The organism is Parerythrobacter aurantius, from assembly GCF_045291475.1.
In the GTDB taxonomy this organism is placed as follows: Bacteria; Pseudomonadota; Alphaproteobacteria; order Sphingomonadales; family Sphingomonadaceae; genus Parerythrobacter; species Parerythrobacter aurantius.
In genome coordinates, this window is record NZ_CP147985.1 from 135,851 (window position 1) to 160,338 (window position 24,488).

General features: G+C 65.3%; 31 protein-coding genes. 21 read left to right on the plus strand and 10 right to left on the minus strand.

All coding sequences use genetic code 11. The annotated features are described in order from the left end of the window. Positions 1-4: 4 nt before the first annotated feature. The 5 genes from WAB17_RS00740 to coxB all read right to left on the minus strand — a co-directional run bounded on the left by WAB17_RS00740 (position 5) and on the right by coxB (position 4,566). Complete coding sequence (locus tag WAB17_RS00740; protein ID WP_435418134.1) at positions 5-589, minus strand: cytochrome c oxidase assembly protein; 585 nt, start codon at positions 587-589, stop codon at positions 5-7. Between the two features lie 3 nt (positions 590-592). Further along, complete coding sequence (locus WAB17_RS00745; RefSeq protein WP_435418135.1) at positions 593-718, minus strand: hypothetical protein; 126 nt, start codon at positions 716-718, stop codon at positions 593-595. Between the two features lie 2 nt (positions 719-720). After that, entirely contained in the window at positions 721-1,638 is a 918-nt protein-coding gene (locus WAB17_RS00750; RefSeq protein ID WP_435418136.1) for a heme o synthase, read from the minus strand. 100 nt (positions 1,639-1,738) lie between these two features. Then, the gene (gene ctaD, locus WAB17_RS00755) at positions 1,739-3,445 is read right to left on the minus strand and encodes a cytochrome c oxidase subunit I (protein WP_435418137.1); all 1,707 of its coding nucleotides are present in this window, start codon (positions 3,443-3,445) and stop codon (positions 1,739-1,741) included. A gap of 44 nt (positions 3,446-3,489) precedes the next feature. Then, the gene (gene coxB / locus WAB17_RS00760) at positions 3,490-4,566 is read right to left on the minus strand and encodes a cytochrome c oxidase subunit II (protein WP_435418138.1); all 1,077 of its coding nucleotides are present in this window, start codon (positions 4,564-4,566) and stop codon (positions 3,490-3,492) included. Between the two features lie 206 nt (positions 4,567-4,772). Here coxB and pyrE point away from each other — a divergent pair, with 206 nt between their 5' ends. From pyrE to WAB17_RS00815, 11 genes are read left to right on the plus strand one after another with little or no spacing between them, the layout of a single operon-like run. Next, the gene (pyrE, locus tag WAB17_RS00765) at positions 4,773-5,354 is read left to right on the plus strand and encodes an orotate phosphoribosyltransferase (protein WP_435418139.1); all 582 of its coding nucleotides are present in this window, start codon (positions 4,773-4,775) and stop codon (positions 5,352-5,354) included. After that, positions 5,351-6,442: a serine hydrolase domain-containing protein gene (locus WAB17_RS00770; RefSeq protein ID WP_435418140.1), complete on the plus strand. Its 1,092-nt coding sequence runs from the start codon at positions 5,351-5,353 to the stop codon at positions 6,440-6,442. Before pyrE ends, WAB17_RS00770 begins: the two co-directional genes overlap by 4 nt. Next, positions 6,439-7,179 carry a pyridoxine 5'-phosphate synthase gene (locus WAB17_RS00775; protein ID WP_435418141.1) on the plus strand — a complete coding sequence of 247 codons (741 nt, stop codon included), beginning with the start codon at positions 6,439-6,441 and terminating at the stop codon, positions 7,177-7,179. The genes WAB17_RS00770 and WAB17_RS00775 overlap by 4 nt, the downstream gene beginning before the upstream one ends. A gap of 10 nt (positions 7,180-7,189) precedes the next feature. Then, positions 7,190-7,591 (plus strand): holo-ACP synthase, encoded by a 402-nt coding sequence (gene acpS, locus WAB17_RS00780; RefSeq protein WP_435418142.1) that lies wholly within the window; start codon positions 7,190-7,192, stop codon positions 7,589-7,591. Next, positions 7,588-8,517 (plus strand): signal peptidase I, encoded by a 930-nt coding sequence (gene lepB, locus WAB17_RS00785; RefSeq protein WP_435418143.1) that lies wholly within the window; start codon positions 7,588-7,590, stop codon positions 8,515-8,517. Before acpS ends, lepB begins: the two co-directional genes overlap by 4 nt. After that, on the plus strand, positions 8,514-9,680 hold the full coding sequence (locus WAB17_RS00790; protein WP_435418144.1) for an AI-2E family transporter: 1,167 nt from the start codon (positions 8,514-8,516) through the stop codon (positions 9,678-9,680). The genes lepB and WAB17_RS00790 overlap by 4 nt, the downstream gene beginning before the upstream one ends. Beyond that, positions 9,670-10,809: a DUF3089 domain-containing protein gene (locus WAB17_RS00795; RefSeq protein ID WP_435418145.1), complete on the plus strand. Its 1,140-nt coding sequence runs from the start codon at positions 9,670-9,672 to the stop codon at positions 10,807-10,809. The genes WAB17_RS00790 and WAB17_RS00795 overlap by 11 nt, the downstream gene beginning before the upstream one ends. Next, entirely contained in the window at positions 10,791-11,276 is a 486-nt protein-coding gene (gene ruvX / locus WAB17_RS00800; RefSeq protein ID WP_435418146.1) for a Holliday junction resolvase RuvX, read from the plus strand. Before WAB17_RS00795 ends, ruvX begins: the two co-directional genes overlap by 19 nt. Before the next feature lie 3 nt (positions 11,277-11,279). Further along, a complete protein-coding gene (locus WAB17_RS00805) occupies positions 11,280-11,438 on the plus strand; it encodes a hypothetical protein (RefSeq protein WP_435418147.1) in 159 nt (52 codons plus the stop codon). A gap of 58 nt (positions 11,439-11,496) precedes the next feature. After that, positions 11,497-11,940 carry a PaaI family thioesterase gene (locus tag WAB17_RS00810; protein ID WP_435418148.1) on the plus strand — a complete coding sequence of 148 codons (444 nt, stop codon included), beginning with the start codon at positions 11,497-11,499 and terminating at the stop codon, positions 11,938-11,940. Further along, a complete protein-coding gene (locus WAB17_RS00815) occupies positions 11,930-12,340 on the plus strand; it encodes a PaaI family thioesterase (RefSeq protein WP_435418149.1) in 411 nt (136 codons plus the stop codon). Before WAB17_RS00810 ends, WAB17_RS00815 begins: the two co-directional genes overlap by 11 nt. Here the strand turns inward: WAB17_RS00815 and WAB17_RS00820 are convergent. Both WAB17_RS00820 and cobS read right to left on the minus strand, forming a co-directional pair. After that, positions 12,337-14,505, minus strand: a complete 2,169-nt coding sequence (locus tag WAB17_RS00820) for a transglycosylase domain-containing protein (protein WP_435418150.1) — start codon at positions 14,503-14,505, stop codon at positions 12,337-12,339. The genes WAB17_RS00815 and WAB17_RS00820 overlap by 4 nt on opposite strands. A gap of 91 nt (positions 14,506-14,596) precedes the next feature. Further along, positions 14,597-15,589, minus strand: a complete 993-nt coding sequence (gene cobS, locus WAB17_RS00825) for a cobaltochelatase subunit CobS (protein ID WP_435418151.1) — start codon at positions 15,587-15,589, stop codon at positions 14,597-14,599. Between the two features lie 92 nt (positions 15,590-15,681). Between cobS and WAB17_RS00830 the strand changes: the two genes are divergently transcribed. Next, entirely contained in the window at positions 15,682-16,527 is an 846-nt protein-coding gene (locus tag WAB17_RS00830) for an oxygenase MpaB family protein (protein WP_435418152.1), read from the plus strand. On the opposite strand, the gene WAB17_RS00835 is transcribed toward WAB17_RS00830, so the two are convergent. Continuing rightward, on the minus strand, positions 16,524-17,210 hold the full coding sequence (locus WAB17_RS00835) for a winged helix-turn-helix transcriptional regulator (protein WP_435418153.1): 687 nt from the start codon (positions 17,208-17,210) through the stop codon (positions 16,524-16,526). The two genes, WAB17_RS00830 and WAB17_RS00835, sit on opposite strands and share 4 nt — an antisense overlap. A 67-nt stretch (positions 17,211-17,277) precedes the next feature. On the opposite strand from WAB17_RS00835, the gene WAB17_RS00840 reads away from it, so the two are divergent. From WAB17_RS00840 to WAB17_RS00855, 4 genes are read left to right on the plus strand one after another with little or no spacing between them, the layout of a single operon-like run. After that, complete coding sequence (locus WAB17_RS00840; protein ID WP_435418154.1) at positions 17,278-17,652, plus strand: DUF1428 domain-containing protein; 375 nt, start codon at positions 17,278-17,280, stop codon at positions 17,650-17,652. Continuing rightward, a complete protein-coding gene (locus tag WAB17_RS00845; protein ID WP_435418155.1) occupies positions 17,649-18,428 on the plus strand; it encodes a VOC family protein in 780 nt (259 codons plus the stop codon). Before WAB17_RS00840 ends, WAB17_RS00845 begins: the two co-directional genes overlap by 4 nt. An 11-nt stretch (positions 18,429-18,439) precedes the next feature. Further along, the gene (locus WAB17_RS00850) at positions 18,440-18,925 is read left to right on the plus strand and encodes a VOC family protein (RefSeq protein WP_435418156.1); all 486 of its coding nucleotides are present in this window, start codon (positions 18,440-18,442) and stop codon (positions 18,923-18,925) included. A gap of 1 nt (position 18,926) precedes the next feature. After that, the gene (locus tag WAB17_RS00855; RefSeq protein WP_435418157.1) at positions 18,927-19,379 is read left to right on the plus strand and encodes an SRPBCC domain-containing protein; all 453 of its coding nucleotides are present in this window, start codon (positions 18,927-18,929) and stop codon (positions 19,377-19,379) included. Here WAB17_RS00855 and WAB17_RS00860 read toward each other — a convergent pair whose 3' ends face one another. Then, positions 19,380-19,973: a J domain-containing protein gene (locus WAB17_RS00860; protein WP_435418158.1), complete on the minus strand. Its 594-nt coding sequence runs from the start codon at positions 19,971-19,973 to the stop codon at positions 19,380-19,382. It lies immediately after the preceding gene. A 68-nt stretch (positions 19,974-20,041) separates the two neighbouring features. Between WAB17_RS00860 and WAB17_RS00865 the strand changes: the two genes are divergently transcribed. Genes WAB17_RS00865 through WAB17_RS00885 form a run of 5 tightly spaced genes read left to right on the plus strand, consistent with a single transcriptional unit; the run spans position 20,042 to position 23,379 of the window. Continuing rightward, entirely contained in the window at positions 20,042-20,302 is a 261-nt protein-coding gene (locus WAB17_RS00865; RefSeq protein WP_435419406.1) for a BolA family protein, read from the plus strand. Then, entirely contained in the window at positions 20,299-20,754 is a 456-nt protein-coding gene (locus WAB17_RS00870) for an NUDIX hydrolase (protein WP_435418159.1), read from the plus strand. The genes WAB17_RS00865 and WAB17_RS00870 overlap by 4 nt, the downstream gene beginning before the upstream one ends. After that, the gene (locus WAB17_RS00875) at positions 20,751-21,632 is read left to right on the plus strand and encodes a pirin family protein (RefSeq protein ID WP_435418160.1); all 882 of its coding nucleotides are present in this window, start codon (positions 20,751-20,753) and stop codon (positions 21,630-21,632) included. The genes WAB17_RS00870 and WAB17_RS00875 overlap by 4 nt, the downstream gene beginning before the upstream one ends. 17 nt (positions 21,633-21,649) lie before the next feature. Then, positions 21,650-22,477: an SDR family NAD(P)-dependent oxidoreductase gene (locus tag WAB17_RS00880; protein WP_435418161.1), complete on the plus strand. Its 828-nt coding sequence runs from the start codon at positions 21,650-21,652 to the stop codon at positions 22,475-22,477. 5 nt (positions 22,478-22,482) lie between these two features. Then, on the plus strand, positions 22,483-23,379 hold the full coding sequence (locus WAB17_RS00885; RefSeq protein ID WP_435418162.1) for an alpha/beta fold hydrolase: 897 nt from the start codon (positions 22,483-22,485) through the stop codon (positions 23,377-23,379). On the opposite strand, the gene WAB17_RS00890 is transcribed toward WAB17_RS00885, so the two are convergent. Continuing rightward, positions 23,376-24,473, minus strand: coding sequence for a DUF2332 domain-containing protein (locus WAB17_RS00890; RefSeq protein ID WP_435418163.1), 1,098 nt, complete (start codon positions 24,471-24,473; stop codon positions 23,376-23,378). The two genes, WAB17_RS00885 and WAB17_RS00890, sit on opposite strands and share 4 nt — an antisense overlap. Between the last annotated feature and the right edge of the window lie 15 nt (positions 24,474-24,488).

The following is a 24,488-nucleotide window of genomic DNA, read 5'->3' on the forward strand; positions in this document are numbered from 1 at the left end:
GGCGCTATTCGCCGTCCTCCAGCTTCTTGTGGAAGGTGTAACTGAGCGTGATCTGCTCCACCCCCTTCATATTGGGATCGTCGAGCGCTGCGGGATCGACGTAATACAACACCGGCATGCGCAGTTCCTCGCCCGGCTGCAGCGTCTGTTCGGTGAAGCAGAAGCATTGGATCTTGTTGAAATAGACCCCGGCCTGCTCGGGCTCGACATTGAAGCTGGCGACACCCGTTACCGGAATGCTGGTATTGTTGCGGGCGGTGTAGAAGGCAAGCGCCCGCTGGCCGATCTTCACCGTGGCGGTCGTCGCCTCGGGTTTGAAGGTCCAGGGCAGATCGCGTGCCGTGCTGGCGTCGAACCGGATGGAGATCGGCGGTGCGCTGGCCGCTCGGGCGGCAGCGGCATCGGCCTGCGCCTCGGTCGCCACCTGGGTGGTTCCGCCGAAGCCCGTCACACGGCAGAACAGGTCGTAAAGCGGCACTGCCGCATAACCGAGCCCGAGCATGAAGAGTGCGCCAAGGATCGCGTACAGCCCGACCCGGGCATTGCGGCGACCGAGATCAGCGACGTCGGGGGCAGGAGCGCTGGCCATGGGTCAATCCCCCATTCGGACGATGGTGATGGCATAGAACAGGACCACGAAGAACAGCAGCAGCCCGCCCAGGACGAGATTGCGGCTTTTCTGGCGGCGGCGATACTCGGCATCTTCTTCGGGGGTCATGGTCACACGCTCAACATGGGGGTCAGGTAACGATCGGCCACCAGCGCCGCGAACAGCGCGAACAGGTAGAATACGCTGAAGCCGAACAGGCGTTTTTCGGGAAGCATCTTGTCACCCTCCACAGCGCGGCGGGTGGCGACAGGGACGGACAGCAGGGCGAAAGCAAGGGTCAGCGCCGCGGCAGCGACACCGTAGATCGCTCCCGTCCCACCGATCCACCAAGGCGCCACGGCAACCGGGATCAGCAGGATAGAATAAGCCAGGATCTGCCAGCGGGTGCTTGCCTCGCCCTTGACCACAGGCATCATCGGGATGCCCACATTGGCGTAGTCGGTCTTCACGAACAGGGCCAACGCCCAGAAATGGGGGGGCGTCCACATGAAGATAATCGCGAACAGCAGCACCGGCATCAGGGTGATATCGCCGGTAACGGCCACCCAGCCGATCATCGGCGGGAAAGCGCCCGCACCGCCGCCGATGACGATGTTCTGCGGCGTGCGCGGCTTGAGCCAGATGGTGTAAATGACCGCGTAATAGAAAATCGCCACGGCGAGGATCGTCGCCGCAAGCCAGCCGATGGCGAGGCCGAGGATGCCGACGGAGGCCGCCGACAGGGCGATGCCGAAGTCGCGCGCGTCGGTCGATCGCATCCGCCCCTGGGGCAGCGGGCGCTTGCTGGTCCGCTTCATCCCGGCATCGAGGTCCGCTTCCCACCATTGGTTCAGTGCGGCCGAGCCGCCCGCACCCATGGCGATACAGAGGATCGCGGTGAAGCCGAGAATCGGATTGATGCTGCCGGGCGCCGACAGCAAGCCGCAAATGCCGGTGAAGATGACCAGCGTCATCACCCGCGGCTTGGTCAGGGCGAAAAAATCGCGCCATTCGGCGGGCAAGACAACCTGTTGGGCGGCAACGCTCATGATCGGTTCTTGGTCTTTCCTTGCAAGAGGGGCGCACCATTGCTGGCGCGCCCCCCCTCTCGTCTGGTCCGGCAGGCCGATGTTCCGGCCCCGCCCGTGCCTACGCCTTGGCGGGCAGCTGGTTGTGGTAGTCGTGGTGGTCTTCGATCACCGGCAGCGTTTCATACTGGTGGAACGGCGGCGGGCTCGACAGGCTCCATTCGAGCGTCGTCGCCCCTTCGCCCCAGTAGTTGGCCGCAGCCTTCTTGCCGACGGTGAAGGCGTAGGCAAGGTTGATGAAGAAGATCGCCACCGAGACAGCCACGATCATGTAGCCGAACGAGGAGACTTCGTTCCAGTAGGCATAGGCTTCCGCGTAGTCCGGATAGCGGCGCGGCATGCCCTGCATCCCGAGGAAGTGCTGCGGGAAGAAGATCACGTTCACACCGATGAAGAACACCCAGAAATGCAGGTGGCTGAGGAACTCGCTGTGCATGCGGCCGCTCATCTTCGGGAACCAGTAGTAGAAGCCCGCGAAGATCGAGAACACCGCACCCATCGACAGCACGTAATGGAAGTGCGCGACGACGTAGTAGGTGTCGTGCAGGTTGTCGTCGATGCCGCCGTTGGCAAGCACCACGCCGGTCACGCCGCCGACGGTGAAGAGGAAGATGAAGCCCATCGCCCAGACCATCGGGCTCTTGAACTCGATCGAGCCGCCCCACATCGTGGCTATCCAGCTGAAGATCTTCACGCCGGTCGGCACGGCAATGACCATGGTCGCCGCGGTGAAGTACATCTTCGTGTTCACGTCGAGGCCGACGGTGTACATGTGGTGCGCCCACACGATGAAGCCGACGACGCCGATCGCGACCATGGCGTAGGCCATGCCGAGGTAGCCGAACACCGGCTTGCGGCTGAAGGTCGCGACGATCTGGCTGATCATGCCGAAGCCCGGCAGGATCATGATGTAGACTTCGGGGTGGCCGAAGAACCAGAACAGGTGCTGGTACAGGACCGGGTCACCACCGCCCGCAGGGGTGAAGAAGGTGGTGCCGAAGTTGCGGTCGGTCAGCAACATGGTGATGGCAGCGGCCAGAACCGGCAGTGCCAGCAGCAGCAGGAAAGCGGTGACCAGCACCGACCACACGAACAGAGGCATCTTGTGCAGGGTCATGCCCGGCGCGCGCATGTTGAAGATGGTGGTGATGAAGTTGGTCGCACCCAGGATCGACCCTGCGCCCGCAAGGTGCAGCGAGAAGATCGCGAAGTCGACGGCGGGGCCGACCGAACCGGTGGTCGAAAGCGGGGCATAGACAGTCCAGCCCGTGCCGGCGCCCAGGCCCGTGCCACCCGGCACAAACAAGCTGAAGCACAGCGACAGGAAGCCCGCCACAGTCAGCCAGAACGAGATGTTGTTCATGCGCGGGAAGGCCATGTCCGGCGCGCCGATCATCAGCGGCACGAACCAGTTGCCGAAACCGCCGATCATCGCCGGCATGACCATGAAGAACACCATGATCAGACCGTGGGCGGTGATGAACACGTTCCACATATGCAGGTTGGTGTCGAAGCTCGATTCGCCGCCGAAGAACTCGACCCAGTATCCGAGATACTGGATGCCCGGCTGTGCCAGTTCGGCGCGCATCACGCCCGACATCGCGCCACCGACAAGACCCGCGATGATCGCGAAGATCAGGTACAGCGTGCCGATGTCCTTGTGGTTGGTCGACATGAACCAGCGGGCGAAAAAGCCCGGCTTGTGATCCGCGTGCGAATGCGCGTGGTCGTCGTGGTGAGCCTGGAAGCCTTCAGCGGTGGTAGCCATCGTGTCTGGTCTCTAACTTTCGCGTAATCGTATCGGAACTGGTATCAGGAAGCAGCAGTCGCAGCGGCGGGAGTCTCGCCCGCCGCAGGTACGGCAGCAGGTGCAGTAGGCGCAGCCGGGGTCGCGCCGGCTGCCGGAGCGGCCTCAGCGGGCGCATCGCCTTCGAACGAGCCGCCCTGCGAGCGCACCCATGCGCGCCACTGCTCCATCGGCACCGCTTCGACGGCGATCGGCATGTAACCGTGACGCGCGCCGCACAGCTCGGAACACTGGCCGTAATAGATGCCCGGCTCGTTGATGGTCAGCATCTTCTCGTTGATGCGGCCCGGCACGGCGTCGAGCTTGAACCAGAGGCTCGGGACGGCAAAGGCATGGATCACATCGGCGGCCGTGGTCTGCACGCGGATTGGAACACCGACCGGCAGCACAAGGCGGTTGTCCACTGCGAGCTGGTGCGGCTCGCCGGCGGCGTCGGCCTGCTCTTCGGTCAGCATGTTCGAGACATACTCGCCGACGTTCTGGTCGGGGAACGCGTACCCCCAGTACCACTGGTAGCCCGTGATCTTCACGGTCACCGCGTCGGCCGGCGGGGTTTCGTACTGGTTAGCCAGCAGGCGGATCGACGGAACAGCGATGACCAGCAGGATGATGATCGGAATAACGGTCCAGACGACTTCGATCAGTGTGTTGTGCGTCGTCTTCGAAGGCACCGGGTTGGCACCGCGGCGGTAGCGCACGATGACCCAGAGCAGGAGGCCCAGGACGAACAGGCTGATGACGGTAATGACCGGCAGCAGGATAGCGTCGTGCATGAACAGCGCTTCTTCGCCGATCGCGTTGTACTGGTCCTGGAAGGTCATGCTCTTGACTGCATCGTCTTCGAACGCGGTCGGCTGGCCCTTGATCATATCGGGACCAAGCGGAGTGTAGCCCGAGGCCTCACCCGCAGCCGGCGTGGCGGCAGCGGCAGGCGGCGTGGCAACCCCTTCGGCAGCGGCGGCGGGCGCCGCAGGAGCCGCGGGTGCGGCAAATGCGGACTGCACGCCGAATGCGAGAACCACGGCAACCAGCAACAGCGCCATCGAACGGGTGGTATCACGAAGCCAGGTGGCGGAGATCATCTTGCGGACGCTTCCCATTTCTCAGTCAAGACCACCTGTGATGGCAGCCGGATCCGGCCCTCCCAGGGGCCATTTGCGGCGCGCTATACGCGCGCTTGCCGCCAGTCACAAGCGCCCCTAGGGAGAAAAATACACAAGCGAGGTTGACCGCGACGCAACGGGCCATACCTCGTTCCGATACAACAGGGAAATACCGCTTTTCAGCCATGACCGAAGAAGACGTCCTGTCCGAATTCCGCGCCAGCGAAGCCTTGCTCGAAGGGCACTTCAAACTCTCTTCGGGGCGGCACAGCGCCTATTACCTGCAATGCGCCCGCGTACTGATGAACCCGCAGCGCGCCAGCAGGCTGGCCATTGCGCTTGCCCAGAAGCTGCCGCGGGACCTGCGCGCCCAGGTCGACGTCGTGGTGTCGCCGGCGATGGGCGGCCTCATCATCGGCCACGAAATGGGCCGCGCACTCGACCGTGATGCCATGTTCCTCGAGCGCCCCGAAGGCGTGTTCCACCTGCGGCGCGGCTTCCGGCTGGAGCCCGGGGCGCGCGTCCTGATGGTCGAGGATGTCGTCACCACCGGCCTGTCCAGCCGCGAAGCTATCGAAGCGGTGCGCGTTGCCGGCGGCGAGGTGCTGGCCGAAGTGGCGCTGGTCGATCGCTCCGCCGGGCAGGTGGACCTTGGTGTCCCTTTCTACCCGCTCGTCGCGATCAATTTCCCGACCTACGCCGAATCCGAGGTCCCGGCCGAGCTGGCCGCCGTACCGATTACCAAGCCGGGAAGCCGCTCGGCGTGAGGCCGCCGGCGCTTCTCTGCGCGGCCTTGCTGGCGCTGGCACCTGCGGCTGCGGCGGCGCAGCCGGCCGAAGCCGCCTATCCCGCGCCCGCAGACGGGCTCTACACGGCGATGATTGCGGCAGTACCTGCTGACAATGGCGACCGCCGGCCCATGTCCGGGGAGGCGGCGACCATTGCCGACACCGGTTCGCTGGTCGAAATCGCCCTCGGCACGACGGGCGACCATAATGGCAATTATCCCTGGGCCTCGGTTACCAAACAGGTCCTTGCCACCATGGCCTTGCAACTGGTCGAAGAGAACCGCCTGTCGCTCGACGCACTGGCGGCAAGCTACATCGTCCTGCCGCGCCAGCGCCGTGCCGCCATGCCGACAGTGCGCCAGTTGCTCCGCCACCAGGCGGGCCTGCGCAATCCCGACGACACGCCGGCCGATGCGCGCGGGATCTCTTCCTTCTACTTGGATGCATCGACCGACCCTGTCGAATGGTGCCTGACCGGTCGCAAGGCTCCGCAGAGGAAGGGCTTTGCCTACAACAATTGCGATTACATCGTGCTTGGCCGAATCCTGGAAGCCGCCTCGGGCAAGAGCCTCGAGGCGTTGTTTCAGGAGAAGATTGCAGAACCGGCCGGGCTCGAGGCGACTCGATTCTCCGACATTGCCGATCCGGTTCCGTTCGAAATGGGCGATGCGACGGACTGGCGCTGGGTGGCAGGCTATGGCGCATCGGCCGCACTGGTCGGGCCGGTCAGCGACATGGCGCTGTTCTCGCGCGCGCTGGCCGACGGCCGCCTGCTCAAGCCCGAATCGCTCGAGGTGCTGTGGTCGGCCGACGCGGATCTCGGCTACATGGCCCTGGGCCAGTGGGTTTTCCCGGCGAACCTCGCCGGCTGCGAGGGACCGGTCAGGATCGTCGAACGACGCGGCGCGATCGGGCGGTACGAGGTGCGCAACTTCATCCTCCCCGACCAGGGCCGCTATCTTTCGGTGGTCGAGCTCGACCCGGACCAGGACTTCGGCGAAATCTGGTCCGGCGAAGGCCTCGCATACGACCTGCTGAGCAAGACTTTCTGCGGGGGCGCGCAATGACCCGGCGGCTGCGGCTCGGCGTCAACATCGACCACGTCGCCACCATCCGCAACGCGCGTGGCGGCGACCACCCCGATCCGGTCCGCGCCGCGCAGATCGTCGCGGCTGTCGGCGGCGACGGCATCACCGCGCACCTGCGCGAAGACCGCCGCCATATCCGCGACGAGGATCTGGCCCGCATCCAGGCCGCGACCAACCTGCCGTTGAACCTCGAGATGGCGGCCACCGAAAATATGCTGGCGATTGCCCTGCGCCACAAGCCGCACGCCGCCTGCATCGTCCCTGAAAAGCGCGAAGAGCGTACGACGGAGGGCGGGCTCGACGCCGCTGGCCTGCACAATACGCTGGTGCCGATCGCGGACCGCCTGGCAGAGGCAGGCATTCGCGTCAGCCTGTTCATCGAGGCAAGCGAACGCCAGCTTGATGCAGCCTTGCGGCTCGGTGTGCCGGTGGTCGAATTCCACACCGGCGAATACGCCCACGCCCAGCTCGCCGGTGACAGCGAGAAAACGGCAACCGAACTCAAACGCATTGCGGACATGGCTGCGCTTGCGGCCAAGAACGGCATCGAGCCACATGCGGGCCACGGCCTGACCTACGAAAACGTCCAGCCTATCGCCGCCATCCCGCAGTTGGCGGAGCTCAACATCGGCCATTACCTGATTGGCGAAGCCGTGTTCGTCGGGCTCGAGAACGCCGTGCGCAAGATGCGCGACCTGATGGACGATGCACGATGAGCGGCGCGAGATGATCATCGGCCTCGGCTCCGACCTCTGCAATATCGAACGCATCGCCAATTCGCTGGAGCGGTTCGGCGAACGCTTCGAGCAGCGGGTTTTCACCGAGATCGAGATCGCCAAGGCCCGCAGACGGCCATTCACCATCGCCGGCACCTATGCCAAGCGCTTCGCCGCCAAAGAGGCCTTCAGCAAGGCCGTCGGCACCGGTTTCCGGCGGGGCGTGTTCATGAAGGACATCGGCGTGATCAATGCCCGGTCGGGCGCGCCGACTTTGGCCTTGACGGGCGGCGCGGCGATTCGGCTTGCGGAACTGACGCCCGATGGCCATGAGGCGAGCATTCATCTGACCCTCACCGACGATCATCCATGGGCGCAGGCCTTCGTCATCATCGAGGCGCACAGGATATGACACCCCAACCCCCAGAAACCCTGCAGGCCAGTGTGACCGACAAAACTTCCTCCGAGACCGCAGAAGAGAAAATCAACTGGCTGGCGGAACTGCGCAGCCTGGCGCTGATGCTGCTGGCGGTGCTCGCCTTTCACAGCTTCGTGGCCAAGCCGTTCTATATCCCCTCGCAGTCCATGATGCCCAACCTCCTGGTCGGCGACCGGCTGGTGGTGAGCAAGTACCCCTACGGCTTCAACTGGTCGTCGGTGAGCTTCCACCTCCTCCCGCGCGGCGACTGGCGGGTTTTCGGCAGCACGCCGGAATATGGCGACATCGTGATCCCGGTCCATCCGGTCCGGAGCGAAGATTACATCAAGCGCGTGGTGGCGCTGCCGGGCGACACCATCGAGGTCCGCAACGGCCAGATCATCCTCAACGGGAAACGCGTACCGCAAAAGGTCGAACCTACCTTCGACCTGCCCATTGACCTCAACAACCCGTGCAACGAAACCGACTTCGAAATCGTGACCAGGCCGGACGGCAAGATGGTCTGCCGCGTGCCAGTGTACCGCGAGACGCTGCCCAACGGGGTGAGCTATCTCGTCATCGATTCCTCGCCGGATACCATGCTCGACAACTACGGGCCCTACAAGGTTCCGGCGGATTCCGTGTTCGTGATGGGCGACAATCGCGACCACTCGGCCGATAGCCGTGCGCCAGTCATGCCTGTCGGTGGCGGTCTTGGCGATGCGGTACCGCTCGCCAATATCGGTGGCCGGGCTGAATTCACTACCTTCTCGCTCGACGGTACGGCGAACTGGAACCCCTTCAGCTGGTGGGGAGCGCTGCGCGACGGGCGCGCCTGGCGTTCGCTGCGTCCGGCCAAGGCGGAGCGCATCGAGCCGCAAGAGGAACCGCCGGCTCCCGATACCGTTACGGCGGAATGAGCGAACGGGGATCAGCGCCGCCTGAAAGCGATGACGGGGCACTTTCGCAGCTAGGCGCCAGTCCGTCGTACATCGACAGCCCGGTCCTGAGACTGGAAGCCTACAAGGCCGCCATCTGGGTCTCGGTCATCGGCCTGGCGGTGCTGTCGGTCTATATCTCGCAATCCCTGCTGGTGATTTTCGGCGGGCTCGTGTTCGCCGCCATGATCGACGGGGGCGCGCGCCTTCTCGGCCGGGTCCTGCCGCTCGATCGGACCATCCGCATCTTCATTGTGCTGGCCGCGGTTACCGGATTTTTCGTCTGGCTGGGCGGTTTCGCCGGCGATCAGATCGCGCAACAGGCGGCAGCCCTGCCTGCCATCGTGCAGGGACAGGCGCAGCTCGTGTTCGAATGGGCCGAGGCCAACGGCTTCGCCGTGGAGGCGACGGACATCCAGTCGATTGTCGGCCAGCTGCTCAGCGGTGTGGGGACGGTCACCCGCGTGCTGACAGGCATTGCCGGCGGGGTGACCTCGGTCGTGCTGATCGTGATCATCGGCCTCTACGTCGCGCTCGAGCCCCGGCTGTACGAGCGCGGCGTCGAATGGATGGCGCCTGCCCACCGGCGCGAAGACCTGCGGGAAACCATCGTCCGCATGGCTTGGACCCTTCGTCGCCTCATGGCCGGGCGGCTCGTCGGCATGGTCATCGAAGGTGTCATGACCTACGTCATGCTGACTGTCGGCGCACAGCTTCTCGGCCTCGGCACCGTACCCATGGCGACGCTTCTGGCCATTCTCACCGGCTTGCTCGCCTTCGTGCCCAACATCGGGGCAATTGTATCGGGAATCCTGATGGTTACCGTCGGTTTCTCAGGCGGGACCGATATGGGGCTCTACACGCTGTTCGTCTATTTCTTCGTACAGAATTTCGACGGTTACGTGATCGTGCCGATGATCGCGAAGAAGACCGTCGACCTTGCGCCCGCCGTGGTGCTGGCTGCGCAGTTGATCATGGGGCTGCTGTTCGGCATCCTCGGGCTGTTCCTGGCCGATCCGCTGCTCGCCATGATCAAGGTTGCGCTGGAGCGGCGGTCGGAACGCAACGCGGAGCTGCAGGAAGCCGCACTACACCGAAAGCTGGCGAAGGCGGGCATCACACTGGATCCTCATAATGGCGCGTAAGTTTCTCTATTTCATTGTTTTTATCGCCGTGATCGTAATCGGCGCCGGTTTCGCTCTCAGTATCTGGAGCCGCGAACTGACCAAGTTTGCCTTCGTACCGAGCGGGGACTTCGTGGAACAGGATCCCCTCGCCGCGAATGCCTACCAGGACCCCAAGATGTGGATATCGCGGCCGGGCATGGGCACAGCGGACCCCGCACGGTGGCAACCGTCGTTCGAGGGCGAGAGGGCCCTGCTGCCCAGCCCGGCCAACCAGAAGCCCCCGCCCTTCGCGGTGTTCTTCGTCCATCCGACCAGCTACATGGACCGCGCCAGCTGGAATGCCCCGCTCGACAGCGCCGAAGCCAACGACCGCGCCCGCCTGTTCGTGCGCGGCCTTGCCAGCCCGTTCAACCAGGCCAGCGAGATCTGGGCGCCGCGCTATCGCCAGGCAACGATCGGCGCCTTCCTGACCGACGCGCCACAGGCGCAGCGCGCGCTCGACGCGGCCTATGCCGACGTGGCGCAGGCCTTTGCCGTGTTTCGCGACAGTGTCGGCGAGGATGTGCCGATTGTGCTCGCGGGCCACAGCCAGGGCTCTCTGCACCTGCTGCGGTTGCTGCGCGAGCAGGTCGCGGGCCAGCCGATCCAGTCCCGCATTGCCGTCGTCTATGCGGTTGGCTGGCCCATCTCGCTCGAACGGGACCTGCCCGAACTACCTTTGCCAGCCTGTGCCACGGCCGGTCAGGCAGGCTGCATCATGAGCTGGTCGAGCTATGCCGAACCGGCCGATCCCGGGCAACTGCTCGACACCTATGCCGCCTCGATCGGTTTTGACGGAAAGCCGCGCGGCAACAGCAATTTCCTGTGCACCAATCCGCTGACCGGCGGGATCGGCGGCAGTGCCGGTGCCGACGCCAATCTCGGCACACTGGTGCCCGATGCCGACCTCGCCGGAGGAGAGTTGGTAACGGGTTCCGTCCCTGCCCGCTGCGACGACCGCGGGCTGTTGCTGATCGGCGAGGCGCCGGAACTGGGCCCCTATGTGCTTCCCGGCAACAATTACCATGTCTACGACATCCCGTTATTCTGGCGTAACCTCCAGCTGGACGCGACGCGCCGGGTAGAAGCGTGGCGAATCCCGGCCTGATCACGGACAGCGCTCTGGCGTTCGGTGACGCCTTACCCGACGGCGGTGCCCTGCTGGCGCTCGACCTGGGCACGAAGACCATCGGCACCGCCACCGCCGATGCCGGCTGGCGCTTTGCCACCCCCGGCAAGACGATTGCCCGCGGCCGGTTCGGCAAGGATCGCACGACGCTGGAGGAAATCATCCACGCACGGGCGATCAGGGGCCTCGTCCTGGGCCTGCCACGCAACATGGACGGTAGCGAGGGACCGCGAGCCCAGGCGAGCCGCGCCTATGCCCGCAATCTTGCCGAAGCTTTTTCGCTGCCGGTACTCCTGTGGGACGAACGATGGTCGACCCAGAGCGCCGAGGCGGCGATGATCGGGCAGGACATCAGCCGCGCCAAGCGTGCGGAGCGCATCGACAGCCATGCCGCGGCGGTGTTCCTGCAGGGTGCGATAGATGCTCTGGCAGGAGGAGGGTTGTAGCCGATGTGGGACTTTATCGGCTCGCTTGCCGATCTTCTGCCCGACCGCCAGCTGCACCGTCGGCCGCGCGACATGGAGCGTGTGACGGGTGCGCTGCACCTTGGCCTTGCAGCGCTCGTGCTGGCGATAGTGGTCGTGGTTGCTTGGGCGTATCTCGCCTGAACCTGGCACGGAATCCAGGGGGATTGTCTCCGTCCTGCGGATGCGCCAAGGCCCTGCGATGAGTTTCGTTTTCGACCCTGCGCGCGCCGCCAAGTTCGTGCTGGGCCACGGCCATTCGGGCTGGCTCGGCCTGCAATTTCGTGGTCACGGCGATGACTGGGCCGAGCTCGAGCTTCCCTGGCGCGAGGATTTGGTCGGCGAAAGCGACCGCCCGGTGCTTGCCTCGGGGCCGATTATCAGCCTGCTCGACATGGCCAGCGGTCTTGCCATCTGGACCCGCATGAAAACCTTCCAGGCGGTGGCCACGCTCGACCTGCGGGTCGACTACCAGCGTCCTGCGCGCGAACGCGAAAACGTTGTCGGCCGCGTCGAATGCTATCGGCTGACAAGGTCGGCCGCCTTCGTTCGCGGCATAGCGCATGATGGCGATGCAGATGACCCGGTGGCGCATATGGCTGGCGTCTTCATGTCGCTGCCGGGGGTTTCGCGCGATGGGAAATGAAACCTGGGAGCTGACGCCCTATGCCCGCTCGCTCGGTATCCGCGTCGATGCCATGGAGGATGGCGTGCCGGTCTTGCGCGCGGGCGGCGAGGAGATGATCGAGGGGCGGCCCGGCGTTTATCACGGCGGGGCCATTAGCGGACTGCTCGAAACCGCCGGTTACGCGGCTCTTCGTCTTGCCCTTCGGCAGGCGGAGCGCGAGGCGCGGCTTAAACCGATCAACATCACGGTGCAGTTCCTCGCCCCTGCCAAGGCCGCGCCCCTGTTCGCCAAGGCACGCATAACCAAGCTCGGCCGCCGCAATGCCAATATCGAGGTGGAATGCTGGCAGGACGAGCGCGACCGCCCGCGCGCGACGGCAGTGATGAACGTGCTGCTCGCCGAAACGACCGCCGACTAGCGCCGCGGTTCGGGCTCGCGCTGGGGCTCGGGTTCGGGCTCGCGCTGGCCGGGCTGGATACCGAGGCCGTCCGGTCCCAGCCTGACATCGATCGGTACTCCGCCGACCTCCGTTCCCACTGTCACCCCGTCTTCCTCGATGCGCAGGCCCTCGGGCAGTTGGAAATCCTCTGGGTCCGGCAGGTCCATCGGCTCCACCGGTCCGGACGGATCGGCCCGGGGCTTCGTCGCGGCGGGAACGCGGCCAGTGGCTTGCAGCATGAAATCGCGCCACATGCGCGCCGGCAGGCCGCCGCCGTAAATCCCGCGGAGCGGCGTGTTGTCGTCATTGCCGATCCAGACGCCGACCACCAGATCGCCGGCCCAGCCGACGAACAGCGCATCGCGGTTATCCTGGCTGGTGCCGGTCTTGCCGAAATTGGCGATCGGCAGCATCGCCGCACGGCCGGTACCGCCATTGATGGCCGCGCGCAGCATCTGCTGCATATCCTTCTCGACCCGGCCGGGATAGCTTTCGGCGCCGTCCCACATCCATTCCCACCAACCCTGCCGTGCGACAGGCAAGGGGGTCGGCTTCACCGGAAAGGCGTTGCCGGCGATACCGGCATAGGCTGCCGTCAGTTCCAGCAACGTGGTTGTAGCCGTACCCAATGCGACGCTCGGATCGCCGGGCGTTAGCGATGCGGTTATGCCGAGTTCGCGCGCCGTCGCGATCACCGCTTCGTCGCCGACCGACTGGTACAGCCGGATCGCCGCGACATTGCTGGACCGGGCGAACGCCTGCTCAAGGGTCAGGGTCGGGGAATAGCGCCCCCCGGCATTGCGCGGCCGATAACTTCCCTGCGTGATCTCGGTGTTGTCGACCAGGTCGCCCGGTTCCATGCCCTGTTTCAGCGCTGCGAGCCAGACGAAGGTCTTGAAGGTCGACCCCGGCTGCCGCTTCGCCTGCGTCGCTCGGTTGAAGGGGCTTTTCGCATAATCCTTGCCGCCGACCATGGCGACGACTTCGCCGTTGGGACGCATCACCACCAGCGCCGCCTGCGCCCCGCCCAGCCCGGCATTGCGGACGATCCGCGTGGCCAAGCCCTGCAGCCGGGCGTCGAGCGTCGTGGTGACGGTTTGCGCTTCGTAGCCGCGCTCGCTCCCGTTGCGCAGAATGGGCAGGGCCCAGTCGGCGAAATAGGTCCCGGTCGGCAGGTCGCTGCGGGTGCGGACATCGAGCCGCGGCGCAGGAAGCCGCGCTTCTGCATCGGTCAGGTAACCGGCCGCGACCATCGCGCCGAGCACCAGGCGCATCCTTTTTTCGGCACGGGCATAGTGCTTGGTGGGACGGAGGGCCGACGGGGCCTGCACCAGTCCGGCCAGCATCGCCGCCTGTGCGGTCGTCAACCGTTCGGGCTGGCGATAGAAATAGTGCATGCTGGCCGCGCGCAGGCCGTAGGCATTGTCGCCGAAATAGGCGTTGGAGAGATACCGTTCGAGAATCTGGTCCTTGGTCAGCCAGGTTTCCAGCCAGAAGGCGATCAGCATTTCGCGCAACTTGCGGGTAATGCTGCGTTCCGGCGTCAGGAAGGTGAACTTGGCGAGCTGCTGGGTGATGGTGCTGCCGCCGCCGACCCCTGTTACGGCTGCGCGGGCAATCCCGCGCGGATCGACGCCCCAGTGGTTGTAGAAACGCCGGTCCTCAATCGCCAGGAATGCCTCGACCACATGGGGCGGCAGCTTCTCGACGGTGACGGGGTCATCGATGATTGCCCCGTTGCGCGCGATCGGGGTGCCGTCGGCGGCGAGGATCGTCAGTTGCGGGGGAACCACCGGTTCCAGCGACTTGCTCAGCGGCGTGGTTACCGCGAGGAAGCCGACGACGAGAACAAAGGCTAGGAGGAAGGCAAGAACCCCCCGCCCGATCCACCACCGCTTGCGGCGATCGCGCCAATAGGCGGGTTGCCACCACCGCTGGCGTTTGCGCTCTTCCAGCGCGACGGCATCGTCGAACCTGTCGAGGCGCTCGTCCCATCCGGAAAAGTCGAGGCCCGCATCGTCGGCTGCGCCGGACCGGCCTGCCATGGGTTCGCCATCACGGGCGAAATAGCCGGCATAAGCGCCTTGCGGCCGCAACGAGGCAAGCCTTCGGCGTTTCGATCCTCCGAACCAGGAAATACCCATCGTCCTACTGTGTTATCCCATTAATACAGCAATGGCGAGAGGTAATGTGACGCGTCTTGCCCTTCGTTGAACGAAGGCGGCAGTCGCGAGGTCAACCCTTGCCGACGATGCTTTCGGGCAGGTCCACACCGAAGACGCGCTGGTAGTATTCGGCCACCAGCATCCGCTCCGCCTCGTCGCATTTGTTGAGGAAGCTGAGGCGGAAGGCGAAGCCGACGTCCTTGAAGATCGCCGCGTTCTGCGCCCAGGTGATGACGGTGCGCGGGCTCATCACCGTGCTGATGTCGCCGTTGATAAAGCCCTGGCGGGTCAGATCGGCGACCTTGATCATGTCGGCCACGGTCTTGGGATCGGTTTCCGGGTTCTTGGCCGAAACGATCGCCTGTTCGGTCTCGGCCGGCAGGTAGTTCAGCCCGACGACGATGTTCCAGCGGTCCATCTGGCCCTGGTTGATCTGCTGCGTGCCGTGATACAGGCCGCTTGTATCGCCGAGGCCAACGGTGTTGGCGGTGGCGAACAGGCGGAAGTTGGGATCGGGCCTGATAACCCGGTTCTGGTCGAGCAGCGTCAGCTTGCCCTCCGTTTCCAGCACGCGCTGGATCACGAACATCACGTCCGGGCGGCCCGCATCGTATTCGTCGAACACCAGCGCCACGGGATGCTGCAGCGCCCACGGGAGCAGGCCCTCGCGGAACTCGGTCACCTGCAACCCGTCGCGCAGCACGATCGCATCGCGACCGATCAGGTCGATACGGCTGATGTGCGCGTCGAGGTTGATGCGGATGCACGGCCAGTTGAGCCGCGCGGCGACCTGTTCGATGTGAGTCGACTTGCCGGTGCCGTGATATCCCTGCACCATCACGCGGCGGTTGTGGGCAAAGCCGGCGAGGATCGCCAGCGTGGTGTCCGGATCGAACACGTAGTTTGCGTCAAGATCGGGCACGCGTTCGTCGCCCTTGCTGAAAGCGGGGACCTGCCAGTCGATATCGATGCCGAAGGTCGTGCGCACATCGACAGTGGTGTCTGGCGCGGCCAATGCAGTCTTGGCGGAGGGTTCGAAGCTCTTGTCGGTCATGTCGTTCATCTCGGGCCGAGGCCTAGACGCGCGCGCGCGCCGGAGCAAGCGGGACGAAAGGCGAGATTTGCTTTCCCACCCCCACGCCCTAGTTAGGACCAATGCCGCCCCCGTCTCCCAGCGAATTTCTGCGCCAGCAACTCGTCGGGCGGGTACGCGCAGTCTTCAACGATGTCGAGGCAGGGCAGCAACCGGTGCCCATCAGCGACGAGGCGCTGTTCGAGAAGGATTCGCCGATCCGCCGGGTCCATGCCGATGTAGTGGGGATGATGGTCGGCGGCATCCGCAGCCTGCTGCTGCAAATGCTCCATCCGCAGGCGCTGCAAGGCGTGCTCGACCATTCCAACTTCCGTGAGGACATGCATGGTCGCCTGCGGCGCACCGCCCGCTTCATCGCCGTCACCACCTTCGGCCACCGCGACGAGGCGATGAAGGCGATCGAGCGGGTCAACCGCATCCATGCGCATGTGACGGGCACCTTGCCCGACGGCCGGCCCTATGTCGCGACCGATCCGCGTACGCTGGCCTGGGTGCATGTGGCCGAGGCGCAGAGCTTCCTTGCCGCCTATTTGCGCCACGTCCGGCCCGATATGCCGGGGCACGAGCAGGACGAATACTATCGCCAGTTCTCGGTAATCGCCCGCGCGCTGGGGGCAGACCCGGTCCCGCTTGACCGCAACGAAGCCGAGGCGATCTTTCGCGAATTGCGCAGCGACCTGCGGCCGCGCCCGGAAGCACGGGAGGTGGCGCAACTCGTGCTGAACCAGCGCACCGAGGGCACCCCGGCTGCGGTCCAATCCGTGCTCGGTGCCGAAGCCGTGGCTCTGCTGCCCTCGTTCGCCCGCTCGATGCTGGGGCTCGAACGGCCGGGCCTGGCAGCCTTCCCTGCCCGCGCCGCGACCTGGGGCATGGGCAAGACCCTGCGCTGGGCTTTCAAGCAGGGCTAGGCGAGCGGTGGCGGCAGGCTGAAGAGCGTAACGTATCGCAGCGCCAGCTCGCGGTCGCCTTCGATCCGCAGGCCCGCCTCGCGCTCGAGCTCGTCCCACGGCACACCCGCATAGATGCCGCCCGCCAGTACGGCCGCAACGGGTGCATGGAACACCGCGTTGGCACCGGCGACATCGCCGCGCCTGATCGGCAACCGGCCTTCGCCCGGCTCGATGACGAAGCTGTCCTCCCCGACGACGAAGCCGATCCGCTTGCCGGCGAATTCCTCGATGCGGGCGTGGTCGACCATGGTGCGCATCGACAGCATCAGCGACACCGGAGAAAGCGGCAAGGTCGGATCGTGCGCGCTCGATTGCGCCGCCCAGCGCCCGGCCTCCTGGATCAGCGGTTCCGCAGCGTAGCCCCATTCGGTGAGTTCATAGACCTGCACCTTCGTTGGCGGCGGCAATTGCTTGCGGACGAGCACCCTGCCCTCCTCCAGCGAGCCAAGCCGTTCGGTCAGCACCTTGGCTGAAACGCCGGGCAGGCTGGCGCGCAGGTCGGAAAATCGCCTCGGCCCGAGCATCAGTTCCCTTACGACGAGCAACGACCAGCGCTCGCCCACCAGCTCCATAGCGAATGCGGTGCCGCAAGCATCGCCGTACCACTTGCCGTGCCCTTTGGTTTCTTTTTGTAACTTCATTGTTGCCTTTAGTAACTTCGAGGGCCACAAAAGACAAGGACCGAGTCGGATCGAGAGGAGAGACAACATGTATGTCGACGGTTTCGTGATCGCCTGCCCCAAGGCTAACAGGGAAAAGTTCATCGAGCACGCAAAGCTCGGCGACAGCGTGTTCATCGACCTTGGCGCGACCCGTGTGGTCGAATGTTGGGGCGATGATGTGCCCGTGGGTAAGACCACCGATTTCCGCATGGCGGTCAAGGCGGAGGAGGACGAAGAAGTCCTCTTCAGTTGGATCGAATGGCCTGACAAGGCGACGCGCGATGCGGCAATGGCGCGGATGATGTCGGACGATTTCAAGGACGATCGCATGGACCAGCAAAAGAACCCCATGCCGTTCGACGGCATGCGGCTGATCTACGGCGGGTTCTCGCCGGTCGTGGAAATGGGAGAGGGCAAATGACCGAGAAGCATGGCGACTTCATCTGGTACGAATTGATGACCCCGGATGCCGACGCGGCACAGGCCTTTTACGGCCCCCTGATCGGCTGGAGTTTCGACAAGGGCGACCCCGGCGGGATGGACTACCGAACTTTCAAGGCAGGAGACGCGCAGATCGGCGGCGTCCTGCAATTGACTGACGAGATGACCGGCGGCGGTGCCCGGCCTGCCTGGCTCGGCTACATCCGCGTCGACGATGTTCCGCAGGCCCTTGCCGGCATCCGCGCGGGCGGCGGCAGTGTCACGATGGAAGGCGGCGAAGTGCCCGGTGTCGGTCCATTTGCGATGGTTGCCGATCCGCAAGGCGCGATGTTCTATGTCATCGACGACCGCTCGGGCCAGTCCGGCAGTGCCTTCTCGAAATATGCGCCGCAGACGGGGCATTGCGCCTGGAACGAGCTCGCGAGTGCCGATCCCGAAGGCGCCAAAGCCTTCTACGGCAAGCTCTTCGGCTGGGTGAAGGACGGCGAAATGGAAATGGGGCCGTTGGGGGCCTATGAATTCCTGCGCCAGGACGACTACGGCATCGGCGCGGTCATGCCCAAGATGCCCGAGATGCCCGTCTCTGCGTGGTCGTTCTATTTTCGCATCCCCGACATCGATGCCGCTGCCGCCAAGCTGGCCGCTTCCGGAGGTACCGTCCTCCAGGAACCGATCGAAATCCCCGGCGGTGACTACTCGCTCGTGGCGCTCGATCCGCAGGGTGCATCATTCGGGCTCGTCGGCCCGCGCAGCTGAGGAGACGGACAATGGCTGAAACCAAGATCGCCACCTGCCTGTGGTTCCAGCGCAGCGCGCATGAGGCGGCGCAGCTGTACTGCGGTCTGTTTCCCGACAGCCAGATCGAGCGGGTCGATACCGCGCCGACCGACTATCCGGGCGGCAAGGCGGGCGATGTGCTGACAGTGAATTTTACCCTGCTCGGCCAGCCATTCATGGGGCTTAATGGCAAGGCAGAGAACGGCTTCACCGACGCGGTCAGCTTCCAGGTCTTCACCGATACGCAGGAGCAGACCGATCGCTACTGGGCCGCGCTCACCGCCGATGGCGGCGGCGAGATGGCTTGCAGCTGGTGCTATGACCGCTGGGGCGTGCGCTGGCAGATCGTCCCGCGCGTGCTCATGGATGCGCTGGGTCACGACGATCCGGGAGTTCGTGGCAGGGTCTTCGCCGCGATGCAGCAGATGGTGAAAATCGACCACGCCGCCATCGAGGCGGCTGTGGCAGGAGATTGAAATGCACGAGCTTTCCCTCACCCGCTTCATCGCCGCCCCGACCGACAAGGTGTGGGACGTGATGGCCAACCGCATCGAGGAATGGTTTTGCCCCGCCCCGTGGCGGGCGGAATTCCCCAGGCTCGAACGCCGCGCCGGCGGGGCGTCCGACTGCGTCATGTACGGCCCCGATAGCGAGGTTCAGCCCAACCCCGGCACGGTCGTCGCGTGGGACGAAGGCAAGCGCTTTGCCTTCACCGATGCGCTGGTCGGCGATCTCGAGCCGAGCGGCCCCTTCATGATCGGCATCTGGGAAGTCGAACCGGCGGAAGAGAACGGCGTCAGCGGGACCCGCTACACCGCCCGCGCCCGGCACTGGACCGAAGAGGCGTGCAAGCAGCACGACGAGATGGGTTTCACGGAAGGATGGGGTGCCTGTGCCGACCAGCTCAAGGCGCTGGCCGAAGCAGCCTGATCAGGCGATGGCGCGCGACTTGCGCAGCAACTGGTAGGCCTCGACCACGCGGTTGAGGCGGCTTTCGTGCTTGCGATCACCCCCGTTGCGGTCGGGGTGGTAACGGCGGACGAGTTCGGAATAGCGTTGGCGCAGGCGGCGGCGGTCGACATCGAGGCCGAGTCCCATGGTGTCAAGCGCCTGCGCCTCCTCGCGGCTGAAGCGCCCGTCGGCTGCCATCTCCGCCTCTCGCCGGGCACGGCTCTTGATGCCGCTGGCGCGCGCGGCGATGGCATCGAGCGGATCGTCGAAGTCCGCCCAGCGCGGCATGCCGTCGATCCCGGCAGTGGGTCGGAACGTGCGGCTCTCGGTCTGCCACCCGGCAGCCGGCGACTGCGCGTCCAGGATCTCGTCGGCGCTCATGCCCTCGAACCAGTCGTAGCCGCTGTTGAACTCGCGCACATGGTCGAGACAGAACCAGCGCCACTGGCCGGGGCCGTCGAACGAATTCCCGGACCCGCCCGGCGCCCGGAATTCGCCCGGCTCGGCGCAAGTCGGGTGTTCGCAGACTCGCCCTCGGGCTTCGTATCGTCCATGGAACCGGTCGGCAGGCATAGCGCCCTAGGATGGTGACGCTGGCCGCGTATTTGAAGAGGACAAACGCCGTGAGTGTACAGGCCGAGATGGAAATGCTGCTGCAAGCAGCCTTCGCCCCGACAAGGCTGGACGTGATCAACGACAGTGCCAGCCACCACGGCCACGCGGGCGATGACGGTTCAGGCGAATCGCATTTCACTGTCGTGATCGAAAGCGAGGCATTCACCGGGGTATCCCGCCTCCAGCGCCAGCGGCGGGTGATTGCGACTCTCGGCGATATCGTCGGCCAGCGGGTGCACGCCGTGGCGATCAAGGCGAGCGCGCCCGAAGAAAGCAGGTGCGAATGAGCGAGTCCGGCACCCCGAAGCGCATCAGGCGTGCTGCGCGGATTATCTTGCTCGATCCGGAGGACCGGGTGCTGCTGTTCCGCTTCGTGCTCGAAGATCGCCCGCCCTTCTGGGCGACTGTCGGCGGCGAATGCGACCCACACGAAAGTTTCGAGGACGCGGCAAGGCGCGAATTGCGGGAAGAAACCGGCATAGACGCCGATCCGGGCCTGCAAGTCGCTCAGCAGAACCCCGAGTTCATCACGCCCGAAGGGGAAGCCGTTCGCGGGGACGAGAGGTTCTTTCGCGTGCGGGTCAGCAATGTGAAAATCTCGACCGATGGTCACACCGCGCTGGAACAGCGGGTGATGCAGGAGCATCGCTGGTTCACCCGATCTGAACTCGCCAGCTGGCACGAGTATATTTACCCCCGTGAGCTCGCAGACCTGATTGAAGTGGACCCCCGGCCATGATCGAACAGACCATTACCCCTGTCACCCACGACCTCGGCCAGTTCCAGGTCCGCCGCGCCTTGCCCAGCAGGGGGCGAACGATGGTGGGACCCTTCATTTTCGTCGACCAGTTCGGCCCGGCGCAGCTCGACATTGGCAGCGCGATGGATGTGCGGCCGCACCCGCACATCAACCTCGCCACTGTGACCTGGCTGTTTGAAGGCGCCATCGACCACCGTGACAGCATCGGCAGCTTCTCGACCATTCGCCCGGGGCAAGTGAACCTGATGACCGCAGGGCGCGGCATCGTCCATTCGGAGCGCAGCCCGCAGGCCGAGCGCGATGCCGGGCCGCGACTCTACGGGATGCAGACCTGGCTGGCCCTGCCCGACGGGCGGGAGGAAATCGATCCGGCGTTCGAAGCGGTCAAGGACCTGCCAGTCGTCGAGGACCAGTGCGCCAAGGCCACCGTGATCATGGGCCAGCTTTGGGGCCAACGGGCTGCGACCACCACCTATGCCGACACCATCTATGCCGAAATCGTCCTCGCCCCCAGCGGCGCGCTGCCGATTGAGGCGGAGGCGGACGAGCGCGCGGTGATGCTGGTCGGCGGCGAAGCGAGCGTGGATGGCCAGCCGCTCGGACTCTATGAGCTGACCGTGTTGGCACCCGACAAGTCGATGACACTCCTGTCCGAGCACGGCGGGCGCGTGATGCTGCTCGGCGGCGAGGCCTTTGCCACCAGGCGGCACGTGTGGTGGAATTTCGTCAGTTCGAGCAAGGACCGGATCGAGCAGGCCAAGGACGACTGGAACAAGGGCCGCTTCCCCAAAGTGCCAGGGGACGAGGAGGAGTATATCCCCATCCCCGGCCAGCCAAAAACGGTCAGCGACCCATGAAAGGACAGGGAGAGGACATGAGCTACGAGGAAAAATGTTGGTGGATCACCGGCGCATCGAGCGGCATCGGCGCAGCGCTGGCCAGGGAGCTGGGCGCACGCGGGGCGCGGGTCATCCTGTCGGGGCGCGACGAGGCGCGGCTGGCCGAAGTGGCCGGGGGGATTGCGACGGAAACACTGACGCTGCCTTTCGATGTGCGTGACGAGGCCGCCATGCTGGCGGCAACCGACAAGGCGGTCGAATGGTCAGCCAAGGACTCAGGAGGCATCGACGGCTTCGTCGCCAACGCGGGCGTCTCGCAGCGCAGCCGCGCGACGAAAACCGCGATGCAGGTCTATCGCGAGATCATCGATATCGACCTGGTGTCGCAGATCGCCGCGACCCAGGCGTTGCTACCGCATATGACCGGGCGCGGGACGGGCCACCTGGCCTTCATCAGCTCCATCGCCGGCAAGGTCGGGGTGCCGATGCGCACGGCTTACTCGGCTGCGAAGTTCGGCCTCGCCGGCTATGCCGACGCGCTGCGGGCCGAGCTTTCGATCGACGGGGTCCAGGTGCACGCGATCTATCCCGGCTCTATCGCGACGAATGTCAGCCGCAATGCGCTGAACGCCGACGGCAGCAAGCGGGGGCGTAGCGACCGTGTGATCGACAACGGCATTGCGCCCGATGACGCGGCCAGGACCATGCTCGATGCCATGGCCGCAGGCGAGCGCGAGATCATCGTTGCCGAAGGGGCCGAGAAAGCCATGGGCGAAATGCGCCGCACGCCCGAGGCGCTGCTGGACCAGGTCGCGGCGATGGTTGCCGCCGGCTACATGGACAAGATGGAAGCGGACGGCTGACGCACATGGACCAGGTGCGGGTCACCCTCGCCAACGGGATCGAGCTGGATGTGGTGGATACGGGCCCACGCGATGGGCCGGTGCTGGTTTTCCTGCACGGTTTCCCGGAAAGCCACCGCACCTGGCGGCACCAGATCGCGCATTTCCGTGACCGCTTCCGCTGCATCGCGCCCGACCAGCGCGGCTATCGCGGCTCGTCCAAGCCTGAAGGGGTCGAAAAATACAAACCGGCCGAACTGGTCGGCGATGTGTTCCTGCTGGCCGACGCGCTCGGGGTCGCGCGTTTCACCATCGTCGGGCACGACTGGGGCGGCGCGCTGGCGTGGGCGGTAGCGATGAGAGGGCAAGGTTCGCGCGTCGAGCGTGCGATCCTGTGCAACGCCGCGCATCCGGTGATCTATGCCCGCCTGCTATGGACCGATGCCGAGCAGCGCGCGGCGGGGCAATATATGCGCGTCTATCGCGACACCTCGCGCGACGAGGAAATCCGCGAGAAAGGTTTGCTGGCGCTGGTCGGCGGGACCGGCAATGGCACCGGCGCCCTGCCCGAGGACGATCCCGAGGAGCGCGAGCGGATCCTCGCCGACTGGTCCGATGGTGAAGCGGCGCTGGCCATGATCACCTGGTACCGCGCCACTCCGATGGCCGTCCCGCCGGCCGAGGCGCCGCTGGAAATCCCGCCCGACGCGAGGTTGCCCAAAGTGCCCGTGCTGACGATCCCGACGCTGGTGGTCTGGGCGCTCGACGACCATGCCCTCTCGCCCGGCAATATCGAGGGGCTGGACGAGTTCGTCGAGGACCTGACGCTGGTGACGATACCGGACTGCGGCCATTTCCTGACCTGGCAGGCACCGGACCGGGTCAACGCGGCGATCGAGGAGTTTCTGGAGAGAACGTCCTAACCGGCCACCCATTCGATATCCGCACCATGCGGGTGCGACCACGTCAGCTGGACCTCTTCGTCGCCGCCGGGCGAGTATCGCACCTTGAGCATATGCCGGTGCACCGTCCGGTCGGCCTCGACCGAGACCCATGCGAGCGGCGTGTCCACCGTTGCCTTCGCCCCTGCCGACTCCATGGCGGCACGGACGCGGTCCTGCTGGTCCTCTGGCACATATTGCCACACGATCGAGTGCATCAGCATCCGCGTCGTGCCGCTCGCCTGCGGCCTTGCCAGTTCGGCCTCGACGAAATCGGCCGCGTTCATTTCCACGAGATCGGGCTCGCGTTGGCGCGCAGCCTCAATCGCCGCCTCCATCCGCTCGAAGCGGACGGTGTGTTCGGGCCAGATATAGGCCTTGAGCCGCAGGGCCTGCGCCGGATCGGTCAGATCGACCGGGGCGACATCGCAGCCCCTGGTGCCGGCGATCCCGATGGCGCGATCGGGCGGCGGCGCACCCTTCCAGTCGGGCGCGAAATGCATCACGCCGTCCTCTGGCCCTACCACCACCCCGCCGAGGTCGTAGCGATAGCGGTCGAGCATCAGGTTGATTCCCGCGCTGGAGCCGATCTCGAGACACTCGAAGCGCGGCGGAAGGCCCTTCTCCGCCAGCCACAGCATCGCGGCGATGAAATTGGCCGAACGGCCCGCCTCGTTGGTCTGCGGCGGGCCGTCTAGCCATGGCATGAGCGCTTCCTCGTGCTCCTGCATGACGGCGCCGATGATCGCTGCATCGTCCGCCGGATCGCCGCGATAGATCGGCGCTAGCGCGGGTGCGGTGCCCGCCAGGTGCAGCGAATGGATCCCGCCCGCGACCCGCAGAGAGAGCGCATCGGCGAGCGGCGCGCCTTGCCAGCTGCGGATGCGCTCGAGCAGCGCATTGCTCGCATCGGACCGCAGCACATCGGCAATCGCGCCCACCACCCGTGCGGTGATATGCGCTCCGGCATGCTCACAATAGGCGACCTGGTTGGCAAAGGCGGTCTGCACGGCGCCCTCCCCCTTGGTCTTCATGTCGACGAATTCATAGGCCGGTCGCGGCTTCTCTTCGCCCATTATCGTTGCCCTTTC

What these genes read in the sequence shown, in the direction of transcription:
- WAB17_RS00805 (WP_435418147.1), top strand. Translation starts at nt 11,280, where the DNA reads ATGTGGGACTTTATCGGCTCGCTTGCCGATCTTCTGCCCGACCGCCAG.
- WAB17_RS00840 (WP_435418154.1), top strand. Translation starts at nt 17,278, where the DNA reads ATGTATGTCGACGGTTTCGTGATCGCCTGCCCCAAGGCTAACAGGGAA.
- WAB17_RS00750 (WP_435418136.1), bottom strand. Translation starts at nt 1,638, where the DNA reads ATGAGCGTTGCCGCCCAACAGGTTGTCTTGCCCGCCGAATGGCGCGAT.
- WAB17_RS00845 (WP_435418155.1), top strand. Translation starts at nt 17,649, where the DNA reads ATGACCGAGAAGCATGGCGACTTCATCTGGTACGAATTGATGACCCCG.
- WAB17_RS00775 (WP_435418141.1), top strand. Translation starts at nt 6,439, where the DNA reads ATGACCCGGCGGCTGCGGCTCGGCGTCAACATCGACCACGTCGCCACC.
- WAB17_RS00880 (WP_435418161.1), top strand. Translation starts at nt 21,650, where the DNA reads ATGAGCTACGAGGAAAAATGTTGGTGGATCACCGGCGCATCGAGCGGC.
- lepB (WP_435418143.1), top strand. Translation starts at nt 7,588, where the DNA reads ATGACACCCCAACCCCCAGAAACCCTGCAGGCCAGTGTGACCGACAAA.
- WAB17_RS00855 (WP_435418157.1), top strand. Translation starts at nt 18,927, where the DNA reads ATGCACGAGCTTTCCCTCACCCGCTTCATCGCCGCCCCGACCGACAAG.
- WAB17_RS00820 (WP_435418150.1), bottom strand. Translation starts at nt 14,505, where the DNA reads ATGGGTATTTCCTGGTTCGGAGGATCGAAACGCCGAAGGCTTGCCTCG.
- WAB17_RS00830 (WP_435418152.1), top strand. Translation starts at nt 15,682, where the DNA reads ATGCCGCCCCCGTCTCCCAGCGAATTTCTGCGCCAGCAACTCGTCGGG.
- WAB17_RS00870 (WP_435418159.1), top strand. Translation starts at nt 20,299, where the DNA reads ATGAGCGAGTCCGGCACCCCGAAGCGCATCAGGCGTGCTGCGCGGATT.
- WAB17_RS00740 (WP_435418134.1), bottom strand. Translation starts at nt 589, where the DNA reads ATGGCCAGCGCTCCTGCCCCCGACGTCGCTGATCTCGGTCGCCGCAAT.
- WAB17_RS00815 (WP_435418149.1), top strand. Translation starts at nt 11,930, where the DNA reads ATGGGAAATGAAACCTGGGAGCTGACGCCCTATGCCCGCTCGCTCGGT.
- coxB (WP_435418138.1), bottom strand. Translation starts at nt 4,566, where the DNA reads ATGATCTCCGCCACCTGGCTTCGTGATACCACCCGTTCGATGGCGCTG.
- WAB17_RS00795 (WP_435418145.1), top strand. Translation starts at nt 9,670, where the DNA reads ATGGCGCGTAAGTTTCTCTATTTCATTGTTTTTATCGCCGTGATCGTA.
- WAB17_RS00810 (WP_435418148.1), top strand. Translation starts at nt 11,497, where the DNA reads ATGAGTTTCGTTTTCGACCCTGCGCGCGCCGCCAAGTTCGTGCTGGGC.
- WAB17_RS00850 (WP_435418156.1), top strand. Translation starts at nt 18,440, where the DNA reads ATGGCTGAAACCAAGATCGCCACCTGCCTGTGGTTCCAGCGCAGCGCG.
- WAB17_RS00865 (WP_435419406.1), top strand. Translation starts at nt 20,042, where the DNA reads ATGGAAATGCTGCTGCAAGCAGCCTTCGCCCCGACAAGGCTGGACGTG.
- WAB17_RS00885 (WP_435418162.1), top strand. Translation starts at nt 22,483, where the DNA reads ATGGACCAGGTGCGGGTCACCCTCGCCAACGGGATCGAGCTGGATGTG.
- acpS (WP_435418142.1), top strand. Translation starts at nt 7,190, where the DNA reads ATGATCATCGGCCTCGGCTCCGACCTCTGCAATATCGAACGCATCGCC.
- pyrE (WP_435418139.1), top strand. Translation starts at nt 4,773, where the DNA reads ATGACCGAAGAAGACGTCCTGTCCGAATTCCGCGCCAGCGAAGCCTTG.
- cobS (WP_435418151.1), bottom strand. Translation starts at nt 15,589, where the DNA reads ATGAACGACATGACCGACAAGAGCTTCGAACCCTCCGCCAAGACTGCA.
- WAB17_RS00790 (WP_435418144.1), top strand. Translation starts at nt 8,514, where the DNA reads ATGAGCGAACGGGGATCAGCGCCGCCTGAAAGCGATGACGGGGCACTT.
- WAB17_RS00875 (WP_435418160.1), top strand. Translation starts at nt 20,751, where the DNA reads ATGATCGAACAGACCATTACCCCTGTCACCCACGACCTCGGCCAGTTC.
- WAB17_RS00890 (WP_435418163.1), bottom strand. Translation starts at nt 24,473, where the DNA reads ATGGGCGAAGAGAAGCCGCGACCGGCCTATGAATTCGTCGACATGAAG.
- WAB17_RS00745 (WP_435418135.1), bottom strand. Translation starts at nt 718, where the DNA reads ATGACCCCCGAAGAAGATGCCGAGTATCGCCGCCGCCAGAAAAGCCGC.
- ctaD (WP_435418137.1), bottom strand. Translation starts at nt 3,445, where the DNA reads ATGGCTACCACCGCTGAAGGCTTCCAGGCTCACCACGACGACCACGCG.
- WAB17_RS00860 (WP_435418158.1), bottom strand. Translation starts at nt 19,973, where the DNA reads ATGCCTGCCGACCGGTTCCATGGACGATACGAAGCCCGAGGGCGAGTC.
- WAB17_RS00835 (WP_435418153.1), bottom strand. Translation starts at nt 17,210, where the DNA reads ATGAAGTTACAAAAAGAAACCAAAGGGCACGGCAAGTGGTACGGCGAT.